Here is a 21,603-nt window from a genome sequence, read left to right on the forward strand (position 1 = left end):
GTTACCTCACCAGCGTGCCGGTGCGCCGGATGCGGCGCTGAAGTTGCAGGATGCCGTACAGCAGCGCCTCGGCGGTCGGCGGGCAGCCCGGAACATAGATGTCCACCGGCACCACGCGGTCGCAGCCGCGCACCACCGAATAGCTGTAGTGGTAATAGCCGCCGCCATTGGCGCAGCTGCCCATGCTGATGACATAGCGCGGCTCGGGCATCTGGTCATAGACCTTGCGCAGCGCCGGGGCCATCTTGTTGGTCAGCGTGCCAGCGATGATCATCAGGTCCGACTGGCGCGGAGAGGCGCGCGGCGCGGTCCCGAAGCGCTCCAGGTCATAGCGCGGCATCGAGGTGTGCATCATCTCGACCGCGCAGCAGGCGAGGCCGAAGGTCATCCAGTGCAGCGAGCCGTTGCGGGCCCAGTTGATGATGTCCTCGGTCGTGGTCAGCAGGAAGCCCTTGTCCTGCAATTCGCGGTTCAGCGTGGCGGTCGCGACCTCGCGGTCGGGACCGGCGGTGTTCGCTCCGGTCATCACGCCCATTCCAGCGCTCCTTTCTTCCATTCGTAGGCAAAGCCCACGGTCAGCACGCCCAGGAAGACCATCATCGACCAGAAGGCCACGTCGCTCATCGCGGCAAAGCTGACCGCCCAGGGGAACAGGAAGGCCACTTCCAGGTCGAAGATGATGAACAGGATCGACACCAGGTAAAAGCGCACGTCGAACTTCATCCGCGCATCGTCGAACGGGTTGAAGCCGCTTTCATAGGCGCTGACCTTTTCCGGGTCCGGATTGCGCACGGCGACGACAATGGCGGAAAACAGCAAGATCAGCGCAAATGCCGATGCCATCCCCAGAAAGACGAGGATGGGCAGATAATCCAGCAGAAGGTTGTCCACGGGCTTTGATCCCCTTGTCGGTCGCGGGGATCATGGCTCACCCCGCGACAGGTTGGCTAGGCGTGATGTAGACCCCGCGCGTCGCGGGGTCAACGGTCGCGGGTGGCCAAATACGCGGCGAATTGTTGCATTGCTGCAGCATCCGGATGTCCCCTGCAGACCTGCAGGGAACCAGGGGGGCCAGATGCCGCGGGCCGCCCTGCCCGTCCCGCGACCCGGTCATGCGGGGCCCTGCGGGCGCTGCGGCCCGGCCCCCGCAGGGACCGGACCGCCGCCTGTCACTCGATCTCGACCAGCAGGTCCTTGGCGTCGATCTGCTGTCCGGGGCTCACGTGCAGCGCCTTGATGGCACCGTCGCGGTCGGCATGCAGGCCGGTTTCCATCTTCATCGCCTCGATGGTCAGCAGCAGGTCGCCCTGCTTGACCGCCTGCCCGGCCGCGACCGCGACCGTGGCCACGACGCCCGGCATCGGCGCACCGACATGGCCCGGGTTCGCGGCATCGGCCTTGGGACGCGCCGCCGCCGCGCCGACCGCCTTGCGGTTCGGCACCCGCACCTGGCGGGGCTGGCCATTCAGCTCGAAGAAGACCTTGACCTCGCCCTGCTCGTCCGTCTCGCCCAGGGTCAGCAGGCGCACTTCCAGCGTCTTGCCGGGGTCGATCTCGACGCTGATCTCCTGCCCCGGCTCCATGCCGTAGAAGAAGGTCCGCGTCGGCAGCGTGCGCACCGGGCCATAGGTCTCGTGGCGCGCGCGATATTCGGTGAAGACCTTGGGATACATCAGGTAGCCGTTCAGGTCCTCGTCATCGATCGCGACGCCGCCCAGTTCGGCCGACAGCTTGGCGCGCAGCGCCTCCAGGTCGGCCGGCGGCAGATGGGCGCCGGGACGGTCGGTGATCGGGGCCTCGCCCTTCAGCACCTTGTTCTGGATCGCCTCGGGCCACCCGCCCGGGGGCTGCCCCAAGTTGCCGTGCATCATGTCGACGACCGAATCGGGAAAGCTGACCTCGACCGCGGGGTCCATGACCTGCTGGGGCGTCAGGTTCTGCGCCACCATCATCAGCGCCATGTCTCCCACCACCTTTGAGGACGGCGTGACCTTCACGATGTCGCCGAACATCCGGTTCACATCGGCATAGGCCTGCGCCACCTCGTGCCAGCGATCCTCCAGCCCCATCGACCGCGCCTGCGATTTCAGGTTGGTGAACTGCCCGCCCGGCATCTCGTGCAGATAGACCTCGGAGGCCGGCGACTGCAGCCCGCTCTCGAAAGCGGCATAGCTTTCGCGCACCCGCTCCCAATAGTTGCTGATCGCCCGGATCGCCTTGATGTCCAGCCCGGTGTCGCGGTCGGTCTGGGCCAGCGCCTCGACCACGGACCCCATGGTTGGCTGGCTGGTGTTGCCCGACAGCGCGTCCATGGCGCAGTCGACGGCATCGACCCCGGCCTCGGCCGCGGCCAGGATCGTGGCGCCGCCCATGCCGCTGGTGTCATGGGTGTGGAAATGGACCGGCAGGCCGACCTCCTCCTTCAGCGCCTTGATCAGGATGCGCGCGGCCGCGGGCTTCAGCAGTCCGGCCATGTCCTTCAGGCCCAGCACATGGGCGCCGGCGGCCTTCAGCTGCTGCGCGGTGTCCACGTAATACTTCAGGTCGTACTTGGACCGCTCGGGGTCCAGCATGTTGCCGGTATAGCAGACCGTGCCCTCGCAGACCTTGCCGCTCTCGATCACCGCGTCCATGGCGACGCGCATGTTCTCGACCCAGTTCAGGCTGTCAAAGACGCGGAAGACGTCCACGCCGGTTTCTGCCGCCTGGCGCACAAAGAACTGCACCACGTTGTCGGGATAGTTGGTGTAGCCCACCCCGTTCGAGGCCCGCAGCAGCATCTGCGTCATCAGGTTCGGCATCGCCGCCCGGATGTCGCGCAGCCGCTGCCAGGGGCATTCCTGCAGGAAGCGATAGGCCACGTCGAATGTCGCCCCGCCCCAGCATTCCACGCTGAACAGCTGCGGCAGGTTCGCGGCATAGGAGGGCGCCACGCGGATCATGTCGATCGACCGCATCCGCGTCGCCAGCAGCGACTGGTGCCCGTCGCGCATCGTCGTGTCGGTGATCAGCAGCTGCTTTTGCGCCGCCATCCAGTCGGCCACGGCCTGCGCGCCCTGGGTCTCCAGCATCTGGCGGGTGCCGGGCGCGGGCTCGGCCTTGGGCGCCGGCGGGATCGGGGCACGCGCCTGCGCCGGCGGCAGCGGCCGGCCGGCGGTTTCCGGATGCCCGTTCACGCTGATATCGGCCAGGTAGGTGAGGATCTTGGTCGCGCGGTCCTGGCGCTTCTTGAAGGTGAACAGGTCATCGGTCGTGTCGATGAACTTGGTCGTATAGGTGTCGTTCAGGAAGGTCGGGTGCTTCAGCAGGTTGATGACGAAATCGATGTTGGTAGAAACGCCGCGCACGCGGAACTCGCGCAGCGCGCGATCCATCCGCTTGATCGCCTGGTCGGGGGTCTGCGCCCAGGCCGTGACCTTGACCAGCAGCGAATCGTAATAGCGCGTGATGACGCCGCCCGCATAGGCGGTGCCCCCGTCCAGGCGGATGCCCATGCCGGTCGCGCTGCGATAGGCGGTGATGCGGCCATAGTCGGGGATGAAGTTGTTCTGCGGGTCCTCGGTCGTGACGCGGCACTGCAGGGCGTGGCCGGACAGCGTGATGTCCTCCTGCCGGGCATGGCCGGTGGCCTCGGCTAGGGTCGCGCCCTCGGCGATCTTGATCTGGGACTGTACGACGTCGATGCCGGTGACCTCCTCGGTCACGGTATGCTCGACCTGGACGCGCGGGTTCACCTCGATGAAGTAGAACTGCTGGCTGTCCATATCCATCAGGAACTCGACCGTGCCGGCGTTCTGGTAGCCGACCGCCTGGCCGATCTTCAGCGCCAGCGCACAGACCTCCTCGCGCTGTTCCTCGGTCAGATAGGGCGCGGGGGCGCGCTCGACGACCTTCTGGTTGCGGCGCTGGACCGTGCAGTCGCGTTCGTACAGATGATACAGCCCGCCATGCGTGTCGCCCAGCAGCTGCACCTCGACATGCCGCGCGCGCAGGATCATCTTCTCCAGATAACCCTCGCCGTTGCCAAAGGCGGCCTCGGCCTCGCGGCGGCCCTCGCGGACCTTCTCGACCAGCTCGGCCTCGCTGTTGATCGGGCGCATGCCGCGACCGCCGCCGCCCCAGCTGGCCTTCAGCATCAGCGGATAGCCGACCGCCGCCGCTTCCGCCTTGATGGCCTCGAAATCCTCGCCCAGCACTTCGGTCGCGGGGATGACCGGCACGCCGGCCTCGATGGCGACGCGGCGGGCGCTGGCCTTGTCGCCCAGGGCGCGCATCGTGTCGGCGCGGGGACCGATGAAGGTGATCCCGGCCGCCGTGCAGGCATCGACGAAATCGGGGTTCTCGGACAAGAGGCCATAGCCCGGATGGATCGCGTCGGCGCCGCAGGCCTTGGCCACGCGGATGATCTCGGGAATCGACAGATAGGCCGCGACCGGTCCCAGGCCCTCGCCGATCCGATAGGCTTCGTCCGCCTTGAAGCGGTGCAGACCCAGCTTGTCTTCCTCGGCATAGACGGCCACCGTCTTCTTGCCCAGTTCGTTGGCGGCGCGCATCACGCGAATGGCAATCTCGCCCCGATTGGCCACCAGAATCTTATTGAACATGCGTCCCCCTTGGTCCTCGCGGGCGGCATCCTAGCGGTGCTGCATCGCGGCGCAAGCACTGGCTACATTCTTCATCAACATCTGCTCAGGAACGACAGAACAGGCACATAACCGACATGTTCCTGATACGTTCGCATTTGGAACTTGCTTTTCCGCCATGCGTCCCTATCTGATGCGACTGGTCAGAGGGGCACGCATGGAACAGAAGTTCATCGAGGTGCGCGGGGCGCGCGAACACAATCTGAAAAGCGTGGACATGAACATCCCGCGCGACCAGCTGGTGGTGATCACCGGCCTGTCGGGCAGCGGGAAATCCTCGCTCGCCTTCGACACGATCTATGCCGAGGGCCAGCGCCGCTATGTCGAGAGCCTGTCGGCCTATGCGCGCCAGTTCCTGGACATGATGGGCAAGCCCGACGTGGACCATATCAGCGGCCTGTCGCCCGCCATCAGCATCGAACAAAAGACGACGTCGAAGAACCCCCGCTCAACCGTCGGAACAGTCACGGAAATCTACGACTACCTGCGGCTGCTCTTCGCCCGTGCCGGCACCCCCTATTCGCCTGCGACCGGCCTGCCGATCGAGGCGCAGCAGGTCCAGGACATGGTCGACCGCACCATGGCCCTGCCCGAGGGCACGCGCGCCTATCTGCTGGCCCCGATCGTCCGCGACCGCAAGGGCGAGTACAAGAAAGAGCTGTTGGAACTGCGCCGCCAGGGCTTCCAGCGCGTCAAGATCAACGGCACCTTCCACGACCTGGACGAGGCGCCGACGCTGGACAAGAAGTTCCGCCACAACATCGACGTGGTGGTGGACCGCATCGTCGTCCGCGAGGGGCTGGAGACGCGTCTGGCCGACAGCCTGCGCACCGCGCTGAACCTGGCCGACGGCATCGCCCATCTGGAACTGGCGACCGAGGGCGAGGCCGAGCCCGAGCGCCTGACCTTCTCCGAGAAATTCGCCTGCCCCGTCTCGGGCTTCACCATCCCCGAGATCGAGCCGCGGCTGTTTTCCTTCAACGCCCCCTTCGGCGCCTGCCCGGTCTGCGACGGCCTGGGGGTCGAGCTGTTCTTCGACGACCGCCTGATCGTGCCCGACGCGGCGCTCTCGGTGGACAAGGGCGCCATCGCGCCCTGGGCGAAGTCGAAATCGGCCTACCTGACCCAGACCGTGAACGCGCTGGCCAAGCATTACGGCTTTGACAAGAAGACCGCCTGGAAGGACCTGCCCGAAAACATCCGCCAGATGTTCCTGCGCGGCTCGGGCGCCGAGGAGATCAACTTCCGCTTCGATGATGCCGGCCGCGTCTACCAGATCGCCCGCGTGTTCGAGGGGGTGATCCCCAACATGGAACGCCGCCTGCGCGAATCCGACAGCCAATGGGTCCGCGAGGAGTTCGAGCGCTACCAGAACAACCGCCCCTGCGGCGCCTGCAACGGCTATCGCCTGAAACCCGAGGCCCTGGCCGTCAAGATCGCCGGCAACCACGTCGGCCAGGTCGTCCAGCTGTCGATCCAGGAGGCGCTGGACTGGGTGACCGACGCCCCCAACCACCTGTCAAAGCAAAAGGCCGAGATCGCCGCCGCCATCCTCAAGGAGATCCGCGAAAGGCTGGGGTTCCTCGTGAACGTGGGCCTGAACTACCTGACCCTGTCGCGCGCCGCCGGCACCCTGTCGGGCGGCGAAAGCCAGCGCATCCGCCTGGCTTCCCAGATCGGTTCGGGCCTGACCGGCGTCCTCTACGTGCTGGACGAACCCTCGATCGGCCTCCATCAGCGCGACAATGACCGGCTGCTGACCACGCTGATGAACCTGCGCGACCAGGGCAACTCGGTTTTGGTCGTGGAACATGACGAGGATGCAATCCGCCACGCCGACTATGTCTTCGACATGGGCCCCGGTGCGGGCGTGCATGGCGGCACCGTCGTCAGCCACGGCACCCCCGACCAGATCGCCGCCGACCCGAACAGCCTCACCGGCCAGTACCTGTCCGGCGCGCGCGCGATCCCCGTCTCGGACACGCGCCGCGCGGGCAACGGCAAGAAGCTCACCGTGGTCAAGGCCAGCGGCAACAACCTCAAGGAGGTCACCGCCGACTTCCCCCTGGGCAAGTTCGTCTGCGTCACCGGCGTCTCGGGCGGCGGCAAGTCCACCCTGACCATCGAGACCCTGTTCAAGACCGCCAGCCTGCGCCTCAACGGCGCCCGCCAGACCCCCGCCCCCTGCGAAACGATCCGCGGGCTCGAGCATCTGGACAAGGTCATCGACATCGACCAGCGCCCCATCGGCCGCACGCCGCGCTCGAACCCCGCCACCTATACCGGGGCCTTCACGCCCATCCGCGACTGGTTCGCGGGCCTGCCCGAATCCAAGGCCCGCGGCTACAAGCCCGGCCGCTTCTCCTTCAACGTCAAGGGCGGCCGCTGCGAGGCCTGCCAGGGCGACGGCGTCATCAAGATCGAGATGCACTTCCTGCCCGACGTCTATGTCGAATGCGAGACCTGCAAGGGCAAGCGCTACAACCGCGAGACGCTGGAGGTGCAGTTCAAGGGCAAGTCCATCGCCGATGTCCTTGATATGACGGTGGAAGATGCGCAGACCTTCTTCGCCGCCGTGCCCTCCATCCGCGAAAAGATGGACGCGCTGATGCAGGTGGGCCTGGGCTACATCAAGGTCGGCCAGCAGGCCACGACCCTCTCGGGCGGCGAGGCGCAGCGCGTCAAGCTGTCCAAGGAACTCAGCCGCCGCTCCACCGGCCGCACGCTCTACATCCTCGACGAACCCACCACCGGCCTGCATTTCGAGGATGTGCGGAAACTGCTGGAGGTGCTGCACCAGCTGGTCGACCAGGGCAATTCGGTGATCGTCATCGAACATAACCTCGACGTCATCAAGACCGCCGACTGGATCATCGACATCGGCCCCGAAGGCGGCGACGGCGGCGGCGTGATCGTCGCCACCGGCACGCCGGAGGACGTGGCACAGGTTCAGGCCAGCCATACCGGCCGCTACCTGGGCCCGATGCTCAAGCCGGCGCGCATCCGCGCCGCCGAATAAGGCCCTCTGCGATTGCCTTGGCGGGCGGGGCGAAAAAAATCGCCCCGCCCCGCATTTTTTCCCTTGCAGCCCTCCGCACCCTCCCGTAAATCACCGCTCACCGAAGGCGAGACGGTCACCGGAAACGGAAACGGATCGCAGAGGGAACGGAGTGCGGGCGTAGCTCAGGGGTAGAGCATAACCTTGCCAAGGTTAGGGTCGAGAGTTCGAATCTCTTCGCCCGCTCCAAAACAAAAAGGCCGAACCTCCGGGTTCGGCCTTTTGCTTTTCCGCCTCCCGCCACCCGGTCCCGACGCCACGTCAGATCGCCGGGCCCCCGCGCCCATGCTGCGTTGCGGCACTTGATGAACCCCTGCCCTCCCGCTAGGTTGCGCCACGCCTTTGGGGGAGCCGCCATGCAGATCTGCCGCAGCACGCAAGAGATGCGCGACTGCACGCGCGACTGGCGCCTGGGTGGCCAGCCCATCGCGCTGGTGCCGACCATGGGCGCGCTGCACAGCGGCCACCTGACGCTGGTGGCGCGGGCGCGGCAATGGGTCGATGCGCAGGGCGGCGGCCGGGTCGTCACCTCGATCTTCGTGAACCCCAAGCAATTCGGACCGAGCGAGGACCTGGACAAATATCCCCGCAACGAGGCCGGCGACCTGGCCCTCCTGCGCCGGGCGGGCTGCGACGCGGCCTTCCTGCCGACGGTCCCCGACATCTACCGCCCCGGCGCCCAGACCCATGTCGAGGTCGACCAGCTGGGCCGGATGCTGATGGGCCGCCTGCGCCCCGGCCATTTCCGCGGCGTGGCGACGGTCGTGACCAAGCTCTTCAACATCGTCCAGCCCGATGCGGCGGCCTTCGGCGAAAAGGACTATCAGCAGCTGACGCTGATCCGGCAGATGGTCGCGGACCTGGACATTCCCGTCGAAATCCTGCCCGTCCCCACGGTACGCGAAGCCGACGGCCTGGCCTTGTCCTCGCGCAACCAGCGCCTGACGCCCGAGGATCGCGCCGCCGCCCCCGTGCTGGCCCGTGCGCTGGACGAGGCCCAGGCCCAGGTCGCGGCCGGCGCCTCGCTGGCCTCGGTCCGCAGCCGCCTGCGCCGCACCATCGCGGCCGAACCGCGCGCCCGGATCGGCTCCATCGACATCCGCGACGCCCTTGACCTGTCGCGCGTCTCGACCATCGCCCGGCCCGTGGTGATCCTGCTGGCCGTCCGCTTCGGCGACGTCCTCCTGATCGACCAGCGCGTCGCCCAGCCCTGAAGGAGAGACCCATGTCCGCCCAAGGCCAGACCAAGCGCATCACCGTTCCCCAGATCGCCGAACGCAAGGGCGCCACGCCCATCGTCGCCCTGACCGCCTATACCGCCCCCATGGCGACGCTGGTCGATGCCCATGCCGACCTGATCCTGGTGGGCGACAGCCTGGGCATGGTGGTCCACGGCCTGCCCTCGACCCTGGGCGTCACGCTGGAGATGATGATCCTGCACGGCCAGGCGGTGATGCGCGGCAGCAGCCGCGCCGCCGTGGTGATCGACATGCCCTTCGGCAGCTACGAGGAAAGCCCCGAACAGGCCTTCCGCAACTCGGCCCGCGTGATGGCCGAAACCGGCTGCGGCGCCGTCAAGCTGGAGGGCGGCGCGCGCATGGCCCCCACGATCCGCTTCCTGGTGGACCGCGGCATCCCGGTCATGGCCCATGTCGGCCTGACGCCGCAATCGACCAATGTCATGGGCGGCTTCAAGACCCAGGGGCGCGATCCCGCCAGCTGGGACGCCCATGTGGCCGACGCCGTCGCCGTCGCCGAGGCAGGCGCCTTTTCCGTCGTGGTCGAGGGCGTGATGGAGGGCCTGGCCGACCGCATCACCGACGCGGTGGCGGTCCCCACGATCGGCATCGGCGCCTCGGCCCGCTGCGACGGGCAGATCCTGGTCCTCGACGACATGCTGGGCCTCTCGGGCCGGGTGCCGCGCTTCGTGCAGAAGTTCGGCGACCTCGCGCCCCGCGCGGACCAGGCCATCGCCGCCTATGCCGCCGCCGTCCGCGACCGCAGCTTCCCGGGCGAGACACAGGTCTATCGCTGAACCTCACCCGCGCAACGCCCGCAAGCGGTGTACGCGCGGTGCACGGCCCGTGCCTGCCCGGTGCAGGCTCGGTGCGGGCTGAACTCCCCGCAAATACTGGCCCGACCCGCGGCCGCGCGCCCTGCCTGTTGCGCGGCACCGCCCTGCAACGCCCGCAGCCGTTGCGCAGGCGCCTCAGGTCGTATCAAAGTCCGCCGTACGCGCCAGGTGCGACAGCGCCAGCGGCACCAGCAACAGCACCGACAGCGCCAGATAGATCACCCCCAGGCTGAGCCGCTCGGCCAGCCAGCCGATGCTGCCCGGCGCCAGAAGAATGCCGGAATAGCCCATCATCGTCACGACCGAGAGGCCCATCCCCGCCGCCAGACCGGGCACGTTCCCGGCGGCCGAAAAGGCGATCGGCACCATGTTGGCGATCCCGATCCCGGCCAGCGCAAAGCCCGCGATGGCCGGCCCCGGCGTGCCCGCCAGCCCCGCCATGGCGAGCCCCGCCATCGCCAGCCCCGTGCTGGCCCGCAGCGTCCGCACCGCACCGAACCGCCGCCGCAAGCCGTCGCCCAGGAAACGCATCACCGCCATCGTGCCCGCGCAGGCCGCGAAACCCCAGCCCGCCAGCGCCAGCGACGCGCCCATCTCGCGCTGCAGATAGACCGCCGCCCAGTCCAGGATCGCCCCTTCCGGGATCATCGCGGCCAGCGCCATCAGCCCGATCAGATAGGGCAAGGGCGTCCGCGGCAGGCGCAGCGGCGCCTTTTCGGCATCCGGCGCCGGCGCATCGGCCAGCAGCCGCGGCAGAGCCCATGTCAGCGCCCCCGCAAAGACCCCGCTGACCAGAACCGCATGCGCCACCTCGCCCAGCGCCTGCAGCAGCAGGCCCCCCAGGCCCGCGCCGGCAAAGGCGCCAAGGCTCCAGAACCCGTGGCAGGACGACATGATCGCCCGCCCCCGCGCCCGTTCCACCGCGACGGCATTGGCGTTCATCGCCACGTCCATGCCGCCGATCACCCCGCCGAACAGGAAGACCGCACCCGCCACCGCCCCAAAGCCGGGCGCGACCGAGATCCAGATCAGCGAGGACGCCGCCAGCCAGGCGGCCCAGGTCACCGCCCGCGCCGATCCCGCCCGCGCCACCATCGCCCCAAAGACCGGCATCACGCAGATCGATCCCGCCCCCAGCGCCAGCACGATCACGCCCGCCAGCGCCTCGCCGATCTCCAGGCGCGCCATCAGCACGGGGACCTTGGGCGCCCAGCTGCCCACCAGCATGCCGTTCACGAAGAACAGGACCGAGACCGCCCATCGGACGGAAGCCGACATTCTCATGCTAGAGCATCGACGGCACGACCAGGTCCGGCGGCCGGTGCCCGTCCGCAAAGGTCTTGATGTTGATCAGAACCTTCTCGCCCATCTCGGCACGACCCTCGACGGTGGCGCTGCCCATATGCGGCAGCAGCACCACATTCGGCAACTCGCGCAGGCGGGGGTTGATCTCGTGGCCGTGCTCGAAAACGTCCAGGCCCGCGCCCGCGATCTCTCCGGCGCGCAGCATCCGGGTCAGCGCGTTCTCGTCGATGACCTCCCCGCGCGAGGTGTTGACGACCACCGCCGTCGGCTTCAGCAGCTTCAGCCGCCGCGCGTTCAGCAAGTGGAAGGTCGAGGGCGTGTGCGGCGCGTTCACGCTGATGACGTCCATGCGCGCCAGCATCTGGTCCAGGCTGTCCCAATAGGTCGCCTGCAGCTGGTCCTCGATCTCGGGGCGCAGGCGCTTTCTGTTGTGGTAATGCACCTGCATGCCAAAGACATTGGCGCGGCGCGCGACCGCCTGGCCGATCCGGCCCATGCCCAGGATGCCCAGCCTGCGCCCGCCCACGCGCCCGCCCAGATGGGCGGTGGGCGACCAGCCCTGCCAGCGGCCCGCCTGCATCTCGGCCAGGCCCTCGGGGATCTTGCGCGTGACGGCCAGGATCAGCGCCAGCGTCATGTCCGCCGTGTCCTCGGTCACCACGCCCGGCGTGTTCGACACCAGGACCCCGCGCTGGCGCGCCGACAGGACGTCGATATGATCGACCCCCGCGCCGAAATTCGCGATCAGCTTCAGCCGCTCGCCCGCGCGGGCCAGCATGTTGGCGTTGATCTGGTCGGTGACCGTCGGGACCAGGACGTCGGCGCCCTGCATCAGGGCTACCAGCTCGTCCTGGCTCAGCTTGCGGTCATCCTCGCGCAGGACCACGTCGAACAGCTCGGACATTCTGGTTTCGACAGCCTCGGGAAGCCGGCGGGTCACGGCCACGCGCAGCTTCTGGCGCATCGAGGACGGGCTGGCGGGCATCATCACCTCATTTTCTCGAAGTCGTGTCGGGGTCGCACTTCCCATCGGGGGGTGCTTTTGGCAAACTGCCCGCGTTGAGGGGCATGCACAAGACCCAGAGGGACGGCAGGGGGCGGTAATCCGCGGCCGCCAGCCAGGACAGGAACGGACGGCAGATGAAATCACGGGCAGGCAGGTTGGGCAGGGTCGCATCGGCCCTGGTGCTGGCCGCGCTGGTCGGGGCGCTTGCGCCCGCGGCCCACTCGCAGACAGCCACTCAAACGGGCACGCAAACGGGCACCCAATCGGTGGAGGGGCAGCCGATGGTGCTGGCCCAGGCCGGGACGGAACAGCGGGGCGCAGTCACGAACCTGCCGCTTCCCCGCTATGTCAGCCTCAAGGGCACCGAAGGAAACGCCCGTCGCGGCCCCAGCCTGTCGCACCGGATCGACTGGGTCTTCCGCCATGCCGGGATGCCGCTGCGCGTGGTGGCCGAATTCGGCCATTGGCGGCGGGTCGAGGACCGCGACGGCGCCGGTGGCTGGATCCACTACGCGCTGCTCTCGGGGGTCAGGACGGTGCTGGTCACCCGGGACATGCTGGAACTGCGCAGCCGGCCCAACCCGGATTCGGACGTCGTCGCCCGCGCCGAGGCCGGGGCCATCCTGCGGCTGAACGAATGCGAGCCCAGCTGGTGCCGCGTTTCGGGCGGCGGCCAGCGGGGGTGGGTGCCGAAAACAACCATCTGGGGCGTGGACGCGGACGAGGTCCGCGACTGATCCGCCCGCGCGCCGTGTCGGCGGCGCGCCCAAGGCCAACAGGGCGCCGACCACTGGTCGGCTCCCCTCCCTCCGACGGGGTTCAGGCCAGTCCCCGCCCCTTCAGCATAGCCTCCACTCCCGGCATCCGCTGGCGAAAGTCCATCCACAGCTGGTCCGCCGGGGCCGAGCCGCCGCGCGACAGGATCGTCTCCTCCAGCCGCCGGGCCGTCGCGTGATCAAAGATGTCGCACGTCTCCTCGAAGGCGGCGAATGCATCCGCGTCCATCACCTCGGACCACATGTAGCTGTAATAGCCGCTGGCATAGCTGTCGCCCGCAAAGACATGCGCGAAATGGGGCGTCGCATGGCGCATCGGGATCGGATCGGGCGCGCCCAGCTGCGCCAGGATCTCGGCCTGCCGGGCCATGGGATCGGCGGGCGGGGTCCCGCGATGGAAGGCCAGGTCCACCAGCGCGCTCTCCAGGTATTCCACCGTCGAGAAACCCGCATTGGCCTTGCCCGCCGCCAGCAGCCGGTCGCGCAGCTCCGCCGGCAGCGCCTCGCCCGTGCGGTGGTGCCGGGCATGGGCGTCCAGCACCGCCGGCTGCTCCAGCCAGTGCTCGTAGAGCTGGCTGGGCAGTTCCACAAAGTCCTGCGCCACCGAGGTCCCCGAGATCGACGGCCAGGTCACGTCCGACAGGATGTGATGCGTGGCGTGGCCGAATTCGTGAAACAGCGTCCGCGCATCGTCCCAGGACAGGAAGGCAGGGCCCCCGGCCTCCTCGGGCGGGGTGAAGTTGCAGACATTGACCACGATCGGCCGCTGCCCCTGCCCGATCTTGTGCTGCATCTGCAGGGCCGAACACCAGGCCCCCGACCGTTTCGACGGCCGTGCAAAATAGTCACCGACGAATACCGCCATCAGTTGCCCGTCCCGCGTCACCCGCCAGCTGCGCACGTCAGGCGCCCAAAGCGGCGCCTGGAACGGCTGGAATTCCAGCCCGAACAGGCGCCCTGCCACGTCAAAAACCGCGCCCAGCATCGCGTCCAGCGTCAGATAGGGCGCCACCTGATCGGCATCGACCTGATGGTCCTGCTGGCGCAGACGCTCTGCGTAAAGCCGCCAGTCCCAAGGCTCCAGCGGCCCGTTCACGCCGTCGGTCCGCAGCATGGCCGTCAGGCGCGCCTCCTCCTCGGTCGCGCGGGTGCGGGCGGCGGTCCAGACCTGCAACAGCAGCTCCTCGACCCGCTCGGCCGACCCCGCCATCTGCGTCTCCAGCTTCCAGGACGCGAAATCGGCATGGCCCAGCAGCTGCGCGCGTTCATGGCGCAGGGCCAGGATCTCCTGCACCAGGGGCAGGTTGCAGGTGTCCTGACCCCCGGCCCCTGCCCCCGATCCGCGCGCGGTCCAGGCGCGAAAGGCCGTCTCGCGCAGGGTCCGGTCGGCGGCATGTTCCAGAAAGGGCACGATCAGCGACCGGTTCAGCGTGACGACCTGCCCCTCCAGGCCCCGCTCGCGGGCGGCGGCCCGCATGGCGCGCAGCAGCCAGTCGGGCAGCCCCGCCAGCCGGTCGTCGGGAACAGCCAGCACAAAGTCGCGCTCATCGGTCAGCACGTTCTGGGTGAATTCAGTCGTCAGGACCGCCAGCCGCCCCCGGATCGCGGCCATCCGGTCGCGCCCGGCCTGATCCAGCCCGGCCCCCGCACGCGTCAGGTCGCGCAGCGCCAGTTCCGTGATGCGCCGGTCCTCGGGCGGCAGCGCCTCGGCCTTGGCCGCGACGGCCTTGACCCGCGCATAAAGCCGCGGGTCCATGCTGATGCGGCTGCCATATTCGGCCAGACGCGGGGCAAAGTCGCGCTGCAGGGCCTGGCGGGCCTCGTTCGAATCCACCCTCGCCAGAGTGTAAAAGACCGACAGCACGCGGTTCAGCCCCTCGTCTGCGACCTCCATCGCGGCGATCGTGTTGGCAAAGCTGGCGGGTTCGGGATTGGCGGCGATCGCCTCATGCGCGGCCTGCGCCTCGGCCAGTTCGCGGTCAAAGGCGGGGGCGAAATCCGTGTCGCCTATCAGGTCAAAGCGCGGCAGCCCTTCGGGGCCGGTCCAATGGGTCAGCTGTCGGTTCATCGGGACCTCCTTGATCAAAGGCCAGCCTAGGATCGCGCCGCGTCGGGTGCCAGAGCCGATTTCCCCGCGCAGATCGGGCAGTCGGGGTTGCGCGCGGTGCCGATCATCCGGCTTTCGCCGTACAGCCCGTCGAACAGCATCATGCGGCCGCGCAGCCCCTGCCCCGCGCCGGTCAGGTGCTTGATCGCCTCCAGCGCCATGATGCTGCCGATCACGCCGGGCAGCGCGCCGATGACGCCGGCCTCGGCGCAGGGGGCGTCGCGTTCGGGGGCCTGCGGAAACAGGCAGGCCATGCAGGGACCGCCGCGCGCCGGGTCGAACAGGGTGACCTGCCCCTCCCACTGGCCGATGGCGCCCCAGATCAGCGGCACGCTCGCCGCGACGCAGGCCCGGTTGATCGCGGCGCGTCCCGCAAAGCTGTCGGTTCCGTCGATGACCAGGTCATGGCCGGCGATCAGGTCGGTGTCGGCTTCGGTGACGCGGCGGATCAGGGGCGTCACGTCCAGATGCGGGTTCAGCTTCAGCATCGCCTCGGCCGCGGCATAGGACTTGGGTTCGCCGCGCAGATCGTCGCGAAAGATCACCTGCCGCTGCAGGTTCGACAGCGTCACCGTGTCGTCGTCGGCCAGCGTCACATGTCCCACCCCCGCCGCCGCCAGATAAAGGCACAGCGGAGAGCCGAGGCCCCCCGCCCCCACGACCAGCACCCGCGCCCCGCGCAGCCGCATCTGGCCCGGGCCCCCGATCTGGTGCAGCACCAGGTGGCGGGCATAGCGCTCGATCTCGGCCTCCGACAGGCCTTGGTCGGGCGCGGGCGAAGGCTGCGGGGGCGCGGCCGCTCGGCTGCGCAGCCGGGCCAGCAGGCGGCGATATCCCAGCACCAGCACCGCAAAGACCCCCAGCACCAGCCAGCCGGCCGCGTTCCCGCCGACGGACCCGGCCGCCGCGCCACCGGGCGCCACAAGGTGCAGGGCCAGAATGCCCAGCCACAGCGCGCCCACCATCGCCAGCATCATGGACCGGGGCAGCCGCAGCACGCGGCCCAGGATCAGCAGCAGGACGATCAGCCAAAGGCCCAGCATCAGGTGGCCCCCATTCCGGTGGACCCGAAGCCGCCCGCGCCGCGCGGGGTGTCGTCCAAGGCCTCGACCGGGTGGAACGCGGCCTGCGGCGCCGGGGCCACGACCATCTGCGCGATGCGGTCACCGTGACGGATGGTGAAGGGCGACTCCCCCAGGTTCAGCAGGATCACTCCAAGAGGCCCGCGATAGTCGCTGTCGATCGTGCCGGGGCTGTTGGGCAGGGTCACCCCATGCTTCAGCGCCAGCCCCGAGCGCGGGCGGATCTGCACCTCCCACCCGTCGGGGATCGCCAGGGCAAGGCCGGTGGGGATCAGCGTGCGGCCCAGGGGGGGCAGCGTGATGCCGGTGGCGCGCTGGTCGGGCGGCAGGTTGGCGCACAGATCCGCCCCCGCCGCGCCCCGCGTCTGATAGCGGGGCAAGGGCACGTCCGGGTCGAACCCGGGCAGGCGCATCAGTCGGATCAGGGGAGCGTCGCTCATGAGGCGCATCCTTGCAATGCAAAAGGCCGCGCGGCAATGCCCACGCGGCCTCGAAATCGTCGCAGTCCGCCGAAGGATCAGCGGGGTGCGATCATCATCACCATCTGCCGGCCTTCCAGCTTGGGCATGGATTCGACCTTGCCGGCCTCACCCACATCGTCGCGGACCCGGTTCAACAGTTCCAGGCCCAAGTCCTGGTGGGCCATCTCGCGGCCGCGGAAGCGCAGGGTCACCTTGACCTTGTCGCCGCCCTCCAGGAACTTCAGCACGCTGCGCATCTTGACGTCGTAGTCATGGGTATCGGTTCCCGGACGGAACTTGATCTCCTTGACCTCGATCACCTTCTGCTTCTTGCGGGCCTCGGCCTCGCGCTTCTGCATTTCGTACTTGTACTTGCCGAGGTCCATGACCTTGCAGACCGGGGGGGTCGCATTCGGCGAAATCTCGACCAGATCCAGCCCGGCGTCCTGCGCCAATTGGAGGCCGACCGAAGGCGGCACGACGCCGACATTCTCTCCGTCAGCGCCAATCAGGCGGATCTCGGACACGCGGATCCGTTCGTTGGTACGGGGGCCGGTGTCGCGGGTGGGCGGTGCATTATGCGGTCGACGGGCTATGGCGTTGCTCCTTTTATAGCCAAGGCGGAAGTGCAGAGAAAATAAGGCCGCGCGCGCCGCGTTTCAACCGAATTTGAAGGAGATGGGCCGCTAAAACGGCATCTATCGCACCGCTTGGCGCGCTGCCGGGGGTGGGCGCGGCTTTTCTGGCCCCCCGCGCTGTGCCATAGAGGCTGAAAGAAAAGCCTGAGGGTCAGGGGTACCGGATGTCGAGACTGTTGCCGATCGTTGTGATTCTGGTGCTGCTGGCCGGCGGCGGGTGGTTCTGGATGCAGAACGCCGACCAAGGGCGCGAAAGCGCGACGGCCGAACTGGCCGAGCCGCTGCCGCCGACGCCCGCGGGCGATGCCGCGCAACGGGCTGACGCCGCCGCCGAAAGCGCCGAGACCGCAGCCGAGGTGGCCGACGCCGTTCCGGCGGGCGACGCAGCCGCCGGCGAGGCTGCCGCCGATGCGGCGGCCGACGCCGCGGCAGATGCGGCCGCCATCGCCGCCGATGCGGCGGCCGAGGCCGCCCGCGCTTCGACCGAAACCGGAACCGCCAGCACGGCCGCGGATGCCGCCGAAGCCGCGGCCGAGGCTGCCCTGGCTGCCGCTGACCGCGCCGCCGCCGCAGCCTCCGGAGGGACGGGGGACGCGCCGTCGCTTCCCCCGGCCGAGGCCGCCAGCGTCGCGGCAACGGCGGCCTTGGACGCCGCCACCGCCGCCGCCAATACGGCCGACGCGGCATCTGTCGCCGCCCGCATCGAGGCCGCGCTGACGCCCGAGGGCTTTGACCGCGCCCGGGTAAACCGGATCATTGATGATGCCCGCCTGCCCGATCCGCAAAAGGCCACGCTGAAGCGGCTGGTCGAGACATCGGCGGACAATCCCGAACTGCTCCGCGCCGCGCTGGCGCAGGTCAAGGCCGTGATGCGCTGATGCCGGCGCGGCCTGGGTCCGACTTCGCGGCCTTTCTGGCCGACAGGCCGGCGGTGCTGCGCAAAGGGCCGATCGCTCTGATCCTGGCCGAGGACCAGGTGGCGCTGGAGGAGACCGTTGTCCATCACCTCCGCCGCGGCTTTCGGCATGTGTTGCTGCTGTCGGGCCAGCCCCGCGACCTGCCGCGCGACCTGGACGCGCAGGTCACGCAGCTGCGCCACGACACCCGCCGACCCAACGCGCATGTGGATGCCGTCAACGCCCTGATTGCGGCGGTCCCCGAGGGGACGTGGCTTTATTACTGCTTCAACGCCGAGTTCCTGTTCTATCCCTTCTGCGAGACCCGCAGCGTGGGCGAGATGCTGGCCTTTCACGCCGAGGAACGCCGCCGCGCCATGCTGACCTATGTGGTGGACCTTTATGCGCCGGACCTGTCGCGGACACCAAACGCGGTCGACCTGGACGGCGCGATGTTCGACCGCACCGGCTATTACGCGCTTGGCCGGCCGGGCCCCGACGGCAAGGCCCGCGACCGGCAGCTGGACTTCTACGGCGGCTTGCGCTGGCGCTACGAGGAACTGTTGCCGGCGGATCGCCGCCGGATCGACCGGATCGCGCTGTTCCGCGCGGCCCGGGGGCTGAAGGTCCTGCCCGACCACCGCTTTTCGGTCGAGGAGTACAACACCTATGCCTGTCCCTGGCATCACAACCTGACGGCCGCCATCGCCTCGTTCCGGGTGGCCAAGGCGCTGACGACCAATCCCGGTTCGCGCGACAGCATCCACGACATGACCTGGCGCAACTCGTGCCGGTTCGACTGGAACAGCCAGCAGCTGATGGAGTTGGGTCTGATGGAGCCGGGCCAGTGGTTCTGACGGACCCAGCCTTGCCCTTGCGCGTTCTTGACCCCAGATGGTAGACGCTGCGGCAACTTGAACGGACGACCGGCCGCAGGGCCACAGATGGAAGGCACGATCCTCATGGCGATGACCCAGACCAGCTTTGACCGCGACGATCTGCTTGCCTGCGCGCGCGGAGAGCTGTTCGGCCCCGGCAACGCGCAGCTGCCCGAACCGCCCATGCTGATGATGGACCGCATCACCGACATCTCCGAGGATCGGGGCGAACACGGCAAGGGGCATGTTGTCGCGGAATTCGACATCACCCCCGACCTGTGGTTCTTTGCCTGCCATTTCCCCGGAAACCCGATCATGCCCGGCTGCCTGGGCCTTGACGGGTTGTGGCAGCTGACCGGCTTCAACCTGGGCTGGCGCGGCTGGCAGGGGCGCGGCTATGCGCTTGGCGTGGGCGAGGTCAAGCTGACCGGCATGGTCCGCCCCGACCGCAAGATGCTGCGCTATACCGTGGACTTCACGAAGGCGGTCCAGACCCGCCGTCTGACCATGGGAGTGGCGGATGGCCGGGTGGAAGCCGACGGAGAGCTGATCTATCAGGTCAAGGACATGAAAGTGGCCCTGTCGGCCAACTGACACATTCGGAAGGAGGCCCTTATGCGCCGCGTCGTCATCACCGGTCTCGGGATCGTTTCGCCCATCGGCAACAATGCCGACGAGGTCACCGAAAGCCTGCGCACGGGGCGCTCGGGCATCGTTTTTGCGCCCGAATACGCCGAACACGGCTTTCGCAGCCAGATCCACGGCATGCCGCAGATCGTGCTGGAGGATCACATCGACAAGCGCAACCTGCGCTTCATGGGTCCGGGGGCGGCCTACAACTTCATCGCCATGGAACAGGCGATCAAGGACAGCGGCCTGGACGAAGGCGACGTGTCGAACCCGCGCACCGGCCTGATCATGGGGTCGGGCGGGCCCTCGACCTCGAACTTCTTCGAAGCCCACCAGATCGTCATCGAGAAGGGCGCGCCCAAGCGCATGGGCCCCTTCATGGTGACGCGCTGCATGTCGTCCACCAATTCGGCCTGCCTTGCCACGCCCTTCAAGATCAAGGGCGTGAACTATTCGATCACCTCGGCCTGCGCGACCTCCGCGCATTGCATCGGCAACGGCGTCGAGCAGATCCAGATGGGCAAGCAGGACATCGTCTTTGCCGGCGGCGGCGAGGAGCTGGACTGGACCCTGTCCTGCCTCTTCGACGCGATGGGCGCGATGTCATCGAAATACAACGACACGCCACAGACCGCATCGCGCCCCTATGACGCGACGCGCGACGGGTTCGTGATCGCAGGCGGCGGTGGTGTCGTGGTGCTGGAGGAACTGTCCCATGCCCTGGCGCGCGGCGCCAAGATCTATGCCGAGGTGACGGGCTATGGCGCGACCTCGGACGGTTACGACATGGTCGCGCCCTCGGGCGAGGGCGGCGAACGTGCGATGCGCGTGGCGCTGGAAACCCTGCCCGAGGGGCGCCAGGTCAACTATATCAATGCCCATGGCACCTCGACCCCTGTCGGCGATCTGGGCGAGGTCCGCGCCATCCGCCGCATCTTCGGCGAGGGCGCGACCCCGCCGATCAGCTCGACCAAGTCGCTGACCGGCCACTCGCTTGGCGCCACGGGCGTCCACGAGGCGATCTACAGCCTGCTGATGTTGCAAAATGACTTCATTGCAGCCTCCGCAAACGTCGAGACACTGGACCCCGAGATTCAACCGGGCGAGATTGCCACCAGCCGTATCGACAACGCAGGGTTGGATTCGGTCCTGTCGAACAGCTTCGGCTTCGGCGGCACCAACGCGACGCTGCTGATGTCTCGATACCTGGAATGACATAAAAAAACATAGAGGGCCGGTGATGAGTGATCTTCTGAAGGGCAAACGCGGCCTTGTGATGGGGGTCGCGAATGACCGGTCCATTGCCTGGGGCATTGCGCGCGCAGTTGCGGCCGAGGGCGGGGAACTGGCGTTCAGCTATCAGGGCGAGGCCTTCGGCAAGCGGGTAGAACCGCTGGCCGCCTCGGTCGGCTCGGACCTGCTGGTCGATGTGGATGTTACCGATGACGCCTCGCTGGACGCGGCCTTTGGTCAGATTGCGGAGCGGTGGGGCAAGCTGGATTTCGTGATCCATGCCATCGCCTTTTCCAACAAGGACGAATTGACCGGCCGCTTCATGAACACCAGCCGCGCCAATTTCAAGCGCAGCCTGGAGATCAGCTGCTATTCGCTGATCGACGTGGCGCGGCGGGCCCATCCGATGATGGCCGAAGGCGGCACGATCATCACGCTGACCTATGGCGGCTCGAACCGGGTGACACCCTTCTACAATGTCATGGGCGTCGCCAAGGCGGCACTGGAAAGCAGCGTGCGCTATCTGGCCAATGACTTGGGTCCAGATGGCATCCGTGTGAACGCCATCAGCCCGGGCCCGATGAAGACCCTGGCCGGTGCGGCCATCGGCGGCGCGCGCAAGACCTTCCGCCACACCGAGGCCAATTCCCCCTTGCGTGCCAATGCCACGCTGGAGGCGATCGGCGGCACGGCGGTCTGGCTGCTGTCGGATTGGGGCGCCTGCACCACGGGCGAGATCGTGACCGTCGACGGCGGCTATCACGTCCTGGGGATGCCGCAGAGCGAGAACCTGTGACGCAGGACCGGGGGCGAGCC

18 protein-coding genes and 1 tRNA gene are annotated in these 21,603 nt (G+C 68.1%); 10 read left to right on the forward strand and 9 right to left on the reverse strand.

Annotated features, from left to right (window positions below; all coding sequences use genetic code 11):
* Nucleotide 1: 1 nt before the first annotated feature.
* The 3 genes from ACZ2G3_RS10360 to ACZ2G3_RS10370 all read right to left on the reverse strand — a co-directional run bounded on the left by ACZ2G3_RS10360 (nt 2) and on the right by ACZ2G3_RS10370 (nt 4,604).
* Nucleotides 2-535, reverse strand: a complete 534-nt coding sequence (locus ACZ2G3_RS10360) for a NuoB/complex I 20 kDa subunit family protein (RefSeq protein WP_419267961.1) — start codon at nt 533-535, stop codon at nt 2-4.
* Complete coding sequence (gene ndhC / locus ACZ2G3_RS10365; protein WP_419268345.1) at nt 526-843, reverse strand: NADH-quinone oxidoreductase subunit A; 318 nt, start codon at nt 841-843, stop codon at nt 526-528. The genes ACZ2G3_RS10360 and ndhC overlap by 10 nt, the downstream gene beginning before the upstream one ends.
* A gap of 326 nt (nt 844-1,169) precedes the next feature.
* Nucleotides 1,170-4,604, reverse strand: coding sequence for a pyruvate carboxylase (locus ACZ2G3_RS10370; protein WP_470395801.1), 3,435 nt, complete (start codon nt 4,602-4,604; stop codon nt 1,170-1,172).
* Nucleotides 4,605-4,800: 196 nt separating this feature from the next.
* On the opposite strand from ACZ2G3_RS10370, the gene uvrA reads away from it, so the two are divergent.
* The 4 genes from uvrA (at nt 4,801) to panB (ending at nt 9,736) form a co-directional block, all read left to right on the forward strand.
* Nucleotides 4,801-7,662: an excinuclease ABC subunit UvrA gene (uvrA, locus tag ACZ2G3_RS10375; RefSeq protein ID WP_470395803.1), complete on the forward strand. Its 2,862-nt coding sequence runs from the start codon at nt 4,801-4,803 to the stop codon at nt 7,660-7,662.
* A 153-nt stretch (nt 7,663-7,815) separates the two neighbouring features.
* Nucleotides 7,816-7,890, forward strand: a tRNA-Gly gene (locus ACZ2G3_RS10380).
* 167 nt (nt 7,891-8,057) lie between these two features.
* Nucleotides 8,058-8,915: a pantoate--beta-alanine ligase gene (gene panC / locus ACZ2G3_RS10385; protein ID WP_470395805.1), complete on the forward strand. Its 858-nt coding sequence runs from the start codon at nt 8,058-8,060 to the stop codon at nt 8,913-8,915.
* An 11-nt stretch (nt 8,916-8,926) separates the two neighbouring features.
* Nucleotides 8,927-9,736 carry a 3-methyl-2-oxobutanoate hydroxymethyltransferase gene (gene panB / locus ACZ2G3_RS10390; protein WP_470395807.1) on the forward strand — a complete coding sequence of 270 codons (810 nt, stop codon included), beginning with the start codon at nt 8,927-8,929 and terminating at the stop codon, nt 9,734-9,736.
* 174 nt (nt 9,737-9,910) lie between these two features.
* Here the strand turns inward: panB and ACZ2G3_RS10395 are convergent, their stop codons facing one another.
* Both ACZ2G3_RS10395 and ACZ2G3_RS10400 read right to left on the reverse strand, forming a co-directional pair.
* Nucleotides 9,911-11,053 (reverse strand): MFS transporter, encoded by a 1,143-nt coding sequence (locus ACZ2G3_RS10395; RefSeq protein WP_470395809.1) that lies wholly within the window; start codon nt 11,051-11,053, stop codon nt 9,911-9,913.
* A gap of 7 nt (nt 11,054-11,060) precedes the next feature.
* Nucleotides 11,061-12,044, reverse strand: a complete 984-nt coding sequence (locus ACZ2G3_RS10400) for a 2-hydroxyacid dehydrogenase (RefSeq protein WP_470399113.1) — start codon at nt 12,042-12,044, stop codon at nt 11,061-11,063.
* A 176-nt stretch (nt 12,045-12,220) separates the two neighbouring features.
* Here ACZ2G3_RS10400 and ACZ2G3_RS10405 point away from each other — a divergent pair, with 176 nt between their 5' ends.
* Complete coding sequence (locus ACZ2G3_RS10405) at nt 12,221-12,823, forward strand: SH3 domain-containing protein (protein WP_470395811.1); 603 nt, start codon at nt 12,221-12,223, stop codon at nt 12,821-12,823.
* An 82-nt stretch (nt 12,824-12,905) separates the two neighbouring features.
* On the opposite strand, the gene ACZ2G3_RS10410 is transcribed toward ACZ2G3_RS10405, so the two are convergent.
* From ACZ2G3_RS10410 to infC, 4 genes are all read right to left on the reverse strand, one after another.
* The gene (locus tag ACZ2G3_RS10410) at nt 12,906-14,930 is read right to left on the reverse strand and encodes a M3 family metallopeptidase (protein ID WP_470395812.1); all 2,025 of its coding nucleotides are present in this window, start codon (nt 14,928-14,930) and stop codon (nt 12,906-12,908) included.
* A 26-nt stretch (nt 14,931-14,956) separates the two neighbouring features.
* The gene (locus ACZ2G3_RS10415) at nt 14,957-16,012 is read right to left on the reverse strand and encodes a HesA/MoeB/ThiF family protein (protein WP_470395814.1); all 1,056 of its coding nucleotides are present in this window, start codon (nt 16,010-16,012) and stop codon (nt 14,957-14,959) included.
* Nucleotides 16,012-16,491: a dUTP diphosphatase gene (gene dut / locus ACZ2G3_RS10420; RefSeq protein WP_470395816.1), complete on the reverse strand. Its 480-nt coding sequence runs from the start codon at nt 16,489-16,491 to the stop codon at nt 16,012-16,014. The genes ACZ2G3_RS10415 and dut overlap by 1 nt, the downstream gene beginning before the upstream one ends.
* A 77-nt stretch (nt 16,492-16,568) precedes the next feature.
* Nucleotides 16,569-17,039 carry a translation initiation factor IF-3 gene (gene infC / locus ACZ2G3_RS10425; RefSeq protein WP_318272635.1) on the reverse strand — a complete coding sequence of 157 codons (471 nt, stop codon included), beginning with the start codon at nt 17,037-17,039 and terminating at the stop codon, nt 16,569-16,571.
* Between the two features lie 275 nt (nt 17,040-17,314).
* Between infC and ACZ2G3_RS10430 the strand changes: the two genes are divergently transcribed.
* The 5 genes from ACZ2G3_RS10430 to ACZ2G3_RS10450 all read left to right on the forward strand — a co-directional run bounded on the left by ACZ2G3_RS10430 (nt 17,315) and on the right by ACZ2G3_RS10450 (nt 21,583).
* Nucleotides 17,315-18,028, forward strand: coding sequence for a hypothetical protein (locus tag ACZ2G3_RS10430; RefSeq protein ID WP_470395817.1), 714 nt, complete (start codon nt 17,315-17,317; stop codon nt 18,026-18,028).
* On the forward strand, nt 18,028-18,903 hold the full coding sequence (locus tag ACZ2G3_RS10435; protein ID WP_470395819.1) for a glycosyltransferase family 2 protein: 876 nt from the start codon (nt 18,028-18,030) through the stop codon (nt 18,901-18,903). Before ACZ2G3_RS10430 ends, ACZ2G3_RS10435 begins: the two co-directional genes overlap by 1 nt.
* Nucleotides 18,904-19,008: 105 nt before the next feature.
* Nucleotides 19,009-19,518: a bifunctional 3-hydroxydecanoyl-ACP dehydratase/trans-2-decenoyl-ACP isomerase gene (fabA, locus tag ACZ2G3_RS10440; protein WP_419268342.1), complete on the forward strand. Its 510-nt coding sequence runs from the start codon at nt 19,009-19,011 to the stop codon at nt 19,516-19,518.
* 21 nt (nt 19,519-19,539) lie between these two features.
* Nucleotides 19,540-20,769: a beta-ketoacyl-ACP synthase I gene (fabB, locus tag ACZ2G3_RS10445; RefSeq protein ID WP_470395821.1), complete on the forward strand. Its 1,230-nt coding sequence runs from the start codon at nt 19,540-19,542 to the stop codon at nt 20,767-20,769.
* A gap of 25 nt (nt 20,770-20,794) precedes the next feature.
* A complete protein-coding gene (locus tag ACZ2G3_RS10450) occupies nt 20,795-21,583 on the forward strand; it encodes an enoyl-ACP reductase FabI (RefSeq protein WP_470395822.1) in 789 nt (262 codons plus the stop codon).
* The last annotated feature ends 20 nt before the right edge of the window (nt 21,584-21,603 follow it).

This window comes from Paracoccus sp. KKT209 (assembly GCF_055635455.1).

What these genes read in the sequence shown, in the direction of transcription:
- ACZ2G3_RS10360 (WP_419267961.1), bottom strand. Translation starts at nt 535, where the DNA reads ATGGGCGTGATGACCGGAGCGAACACCGCCGGTCCCGACCGCGAGGTC.
- ndhC (WP_419268345.1), bottom strand. Translation starts at nt 843, where the DNA reads ATGGCATCGGCATTTGCGCTGATCTTGCTGTTTTCCGCCATTGTCGTC.
- ACZ2G3_RS10370 (WP_470395801.1), bottom strand. Translation starts at nt 4,604, where the DNA reads ATGTTCAATAAGATTCTGGTGGCCAATCGGGGCGAGATTGCCATTCGC.
- uvrA (WP_470395803.1), top strand. Translation starts at nt 4,801, where the DNA reads ATGGAACAGAAGTTCATCGAGGTGCGCGGGGCGCGCGAACACAATCTG.
- panC (WP_470395805.1), top strand. Translation starts at nt 8,058, where the DNA reads ATGCAGATCTGCCGCAGCACGCAAGAGATGCGCGACTGCACGCGCGAC.
- panB (WP_470395807.1), top strand. Translation starts at nt 8,927, where the DNA reads ATGTCCGCCCAAGGCCAGACCAAGCGCATCACCGTTCCCCAGATCGCC.
- ACZ2G3_RS10395 (WP_470395809.1), bottom strand. Translation starts at nt 11,053, where the DNA reads ATGTCGGCTTCCGTCCGATGGGCGGTCTCGGTCCTGTTCTTCGTGAAC.
- ACZ2G3_RS10400 (WP_470399113.1), bottom strand. Translation starts at nt 12,044, where the DNA reads ATGCGCCAGAAGCTGCGCGTGGCCGTGACCCGCCGGCTTCCCGAGGCT.
- ACZ2G3_RS10405 (WP_470395811.1), top strand. Translation starts at nt 12,221, where the DNA reads ATGAAATCACGGGCAGGCAGGTTGGGCAGGGTCGCATCGGCCCTGGTG.
- ACZ2G3_RS10410 (WP_470395812.1), bottom strand. Translation starts at nt 14,930, where the DNA reads ATGAACCGACAGCTGACCCATTGGACCGGCCCCGAAGGGCTGCCGCGC.
- ACZ2G3_RS10415 (WP_470395814.1), bottom strand. Translation starts at nt 16,012, where the DNA reads ATGCTGGGCCTTTGGCTGATCGTCCTGCTGCTGATCCTGGGCCGCGTG.
- dut (WP_470395816.1), bottom strand. Translation starts at nt 16,491, where the DNA reads ATGAGCGACGCTCCCCTGATCCGACTGATGCGCCTGCCCGGGTTCGAC.
- ACZ2G3_RS10430 (WP_470395817.1), top strand. Translation starts at nt 17,315, where the DNA reads ATGTCGAGACTGTTGCCGATCGTTGTGATTCTGGTGCTGCTGGCCGGC.
- ACZ2G3_RS10435 (WP_470395819.1), top strand. Translation starts at nt 18,028, where the DNA reads ATGCCGGCGCGGCCTGGGTCCGACTTCGCGGCCTTTCTGGCCGACAGG.
- fabA (WP_419268342.1), top strand. Translation starts at nt 19,009, where the DNA reads ATGGCGATGACCCAGACCAGCTTTGACCGCGACGATCTGCTTGCCTGC.
- fabB (WP_470395821.1), top strand. Translation starts at nt 19,540, where the DNA reads ATGCGCCGCGTCGTCATCACCGGTCTCGGGATCGTTTCGCCCATCGGC.
- ACZ2G3_RS10450 (WP_470395822.1), top strand. Translation starts at nt 20,795, where the DNA reads ATGAGTGATCTTCTGAAGGGCAAACGCGGCCTTGTGATGGGGGTCGCG.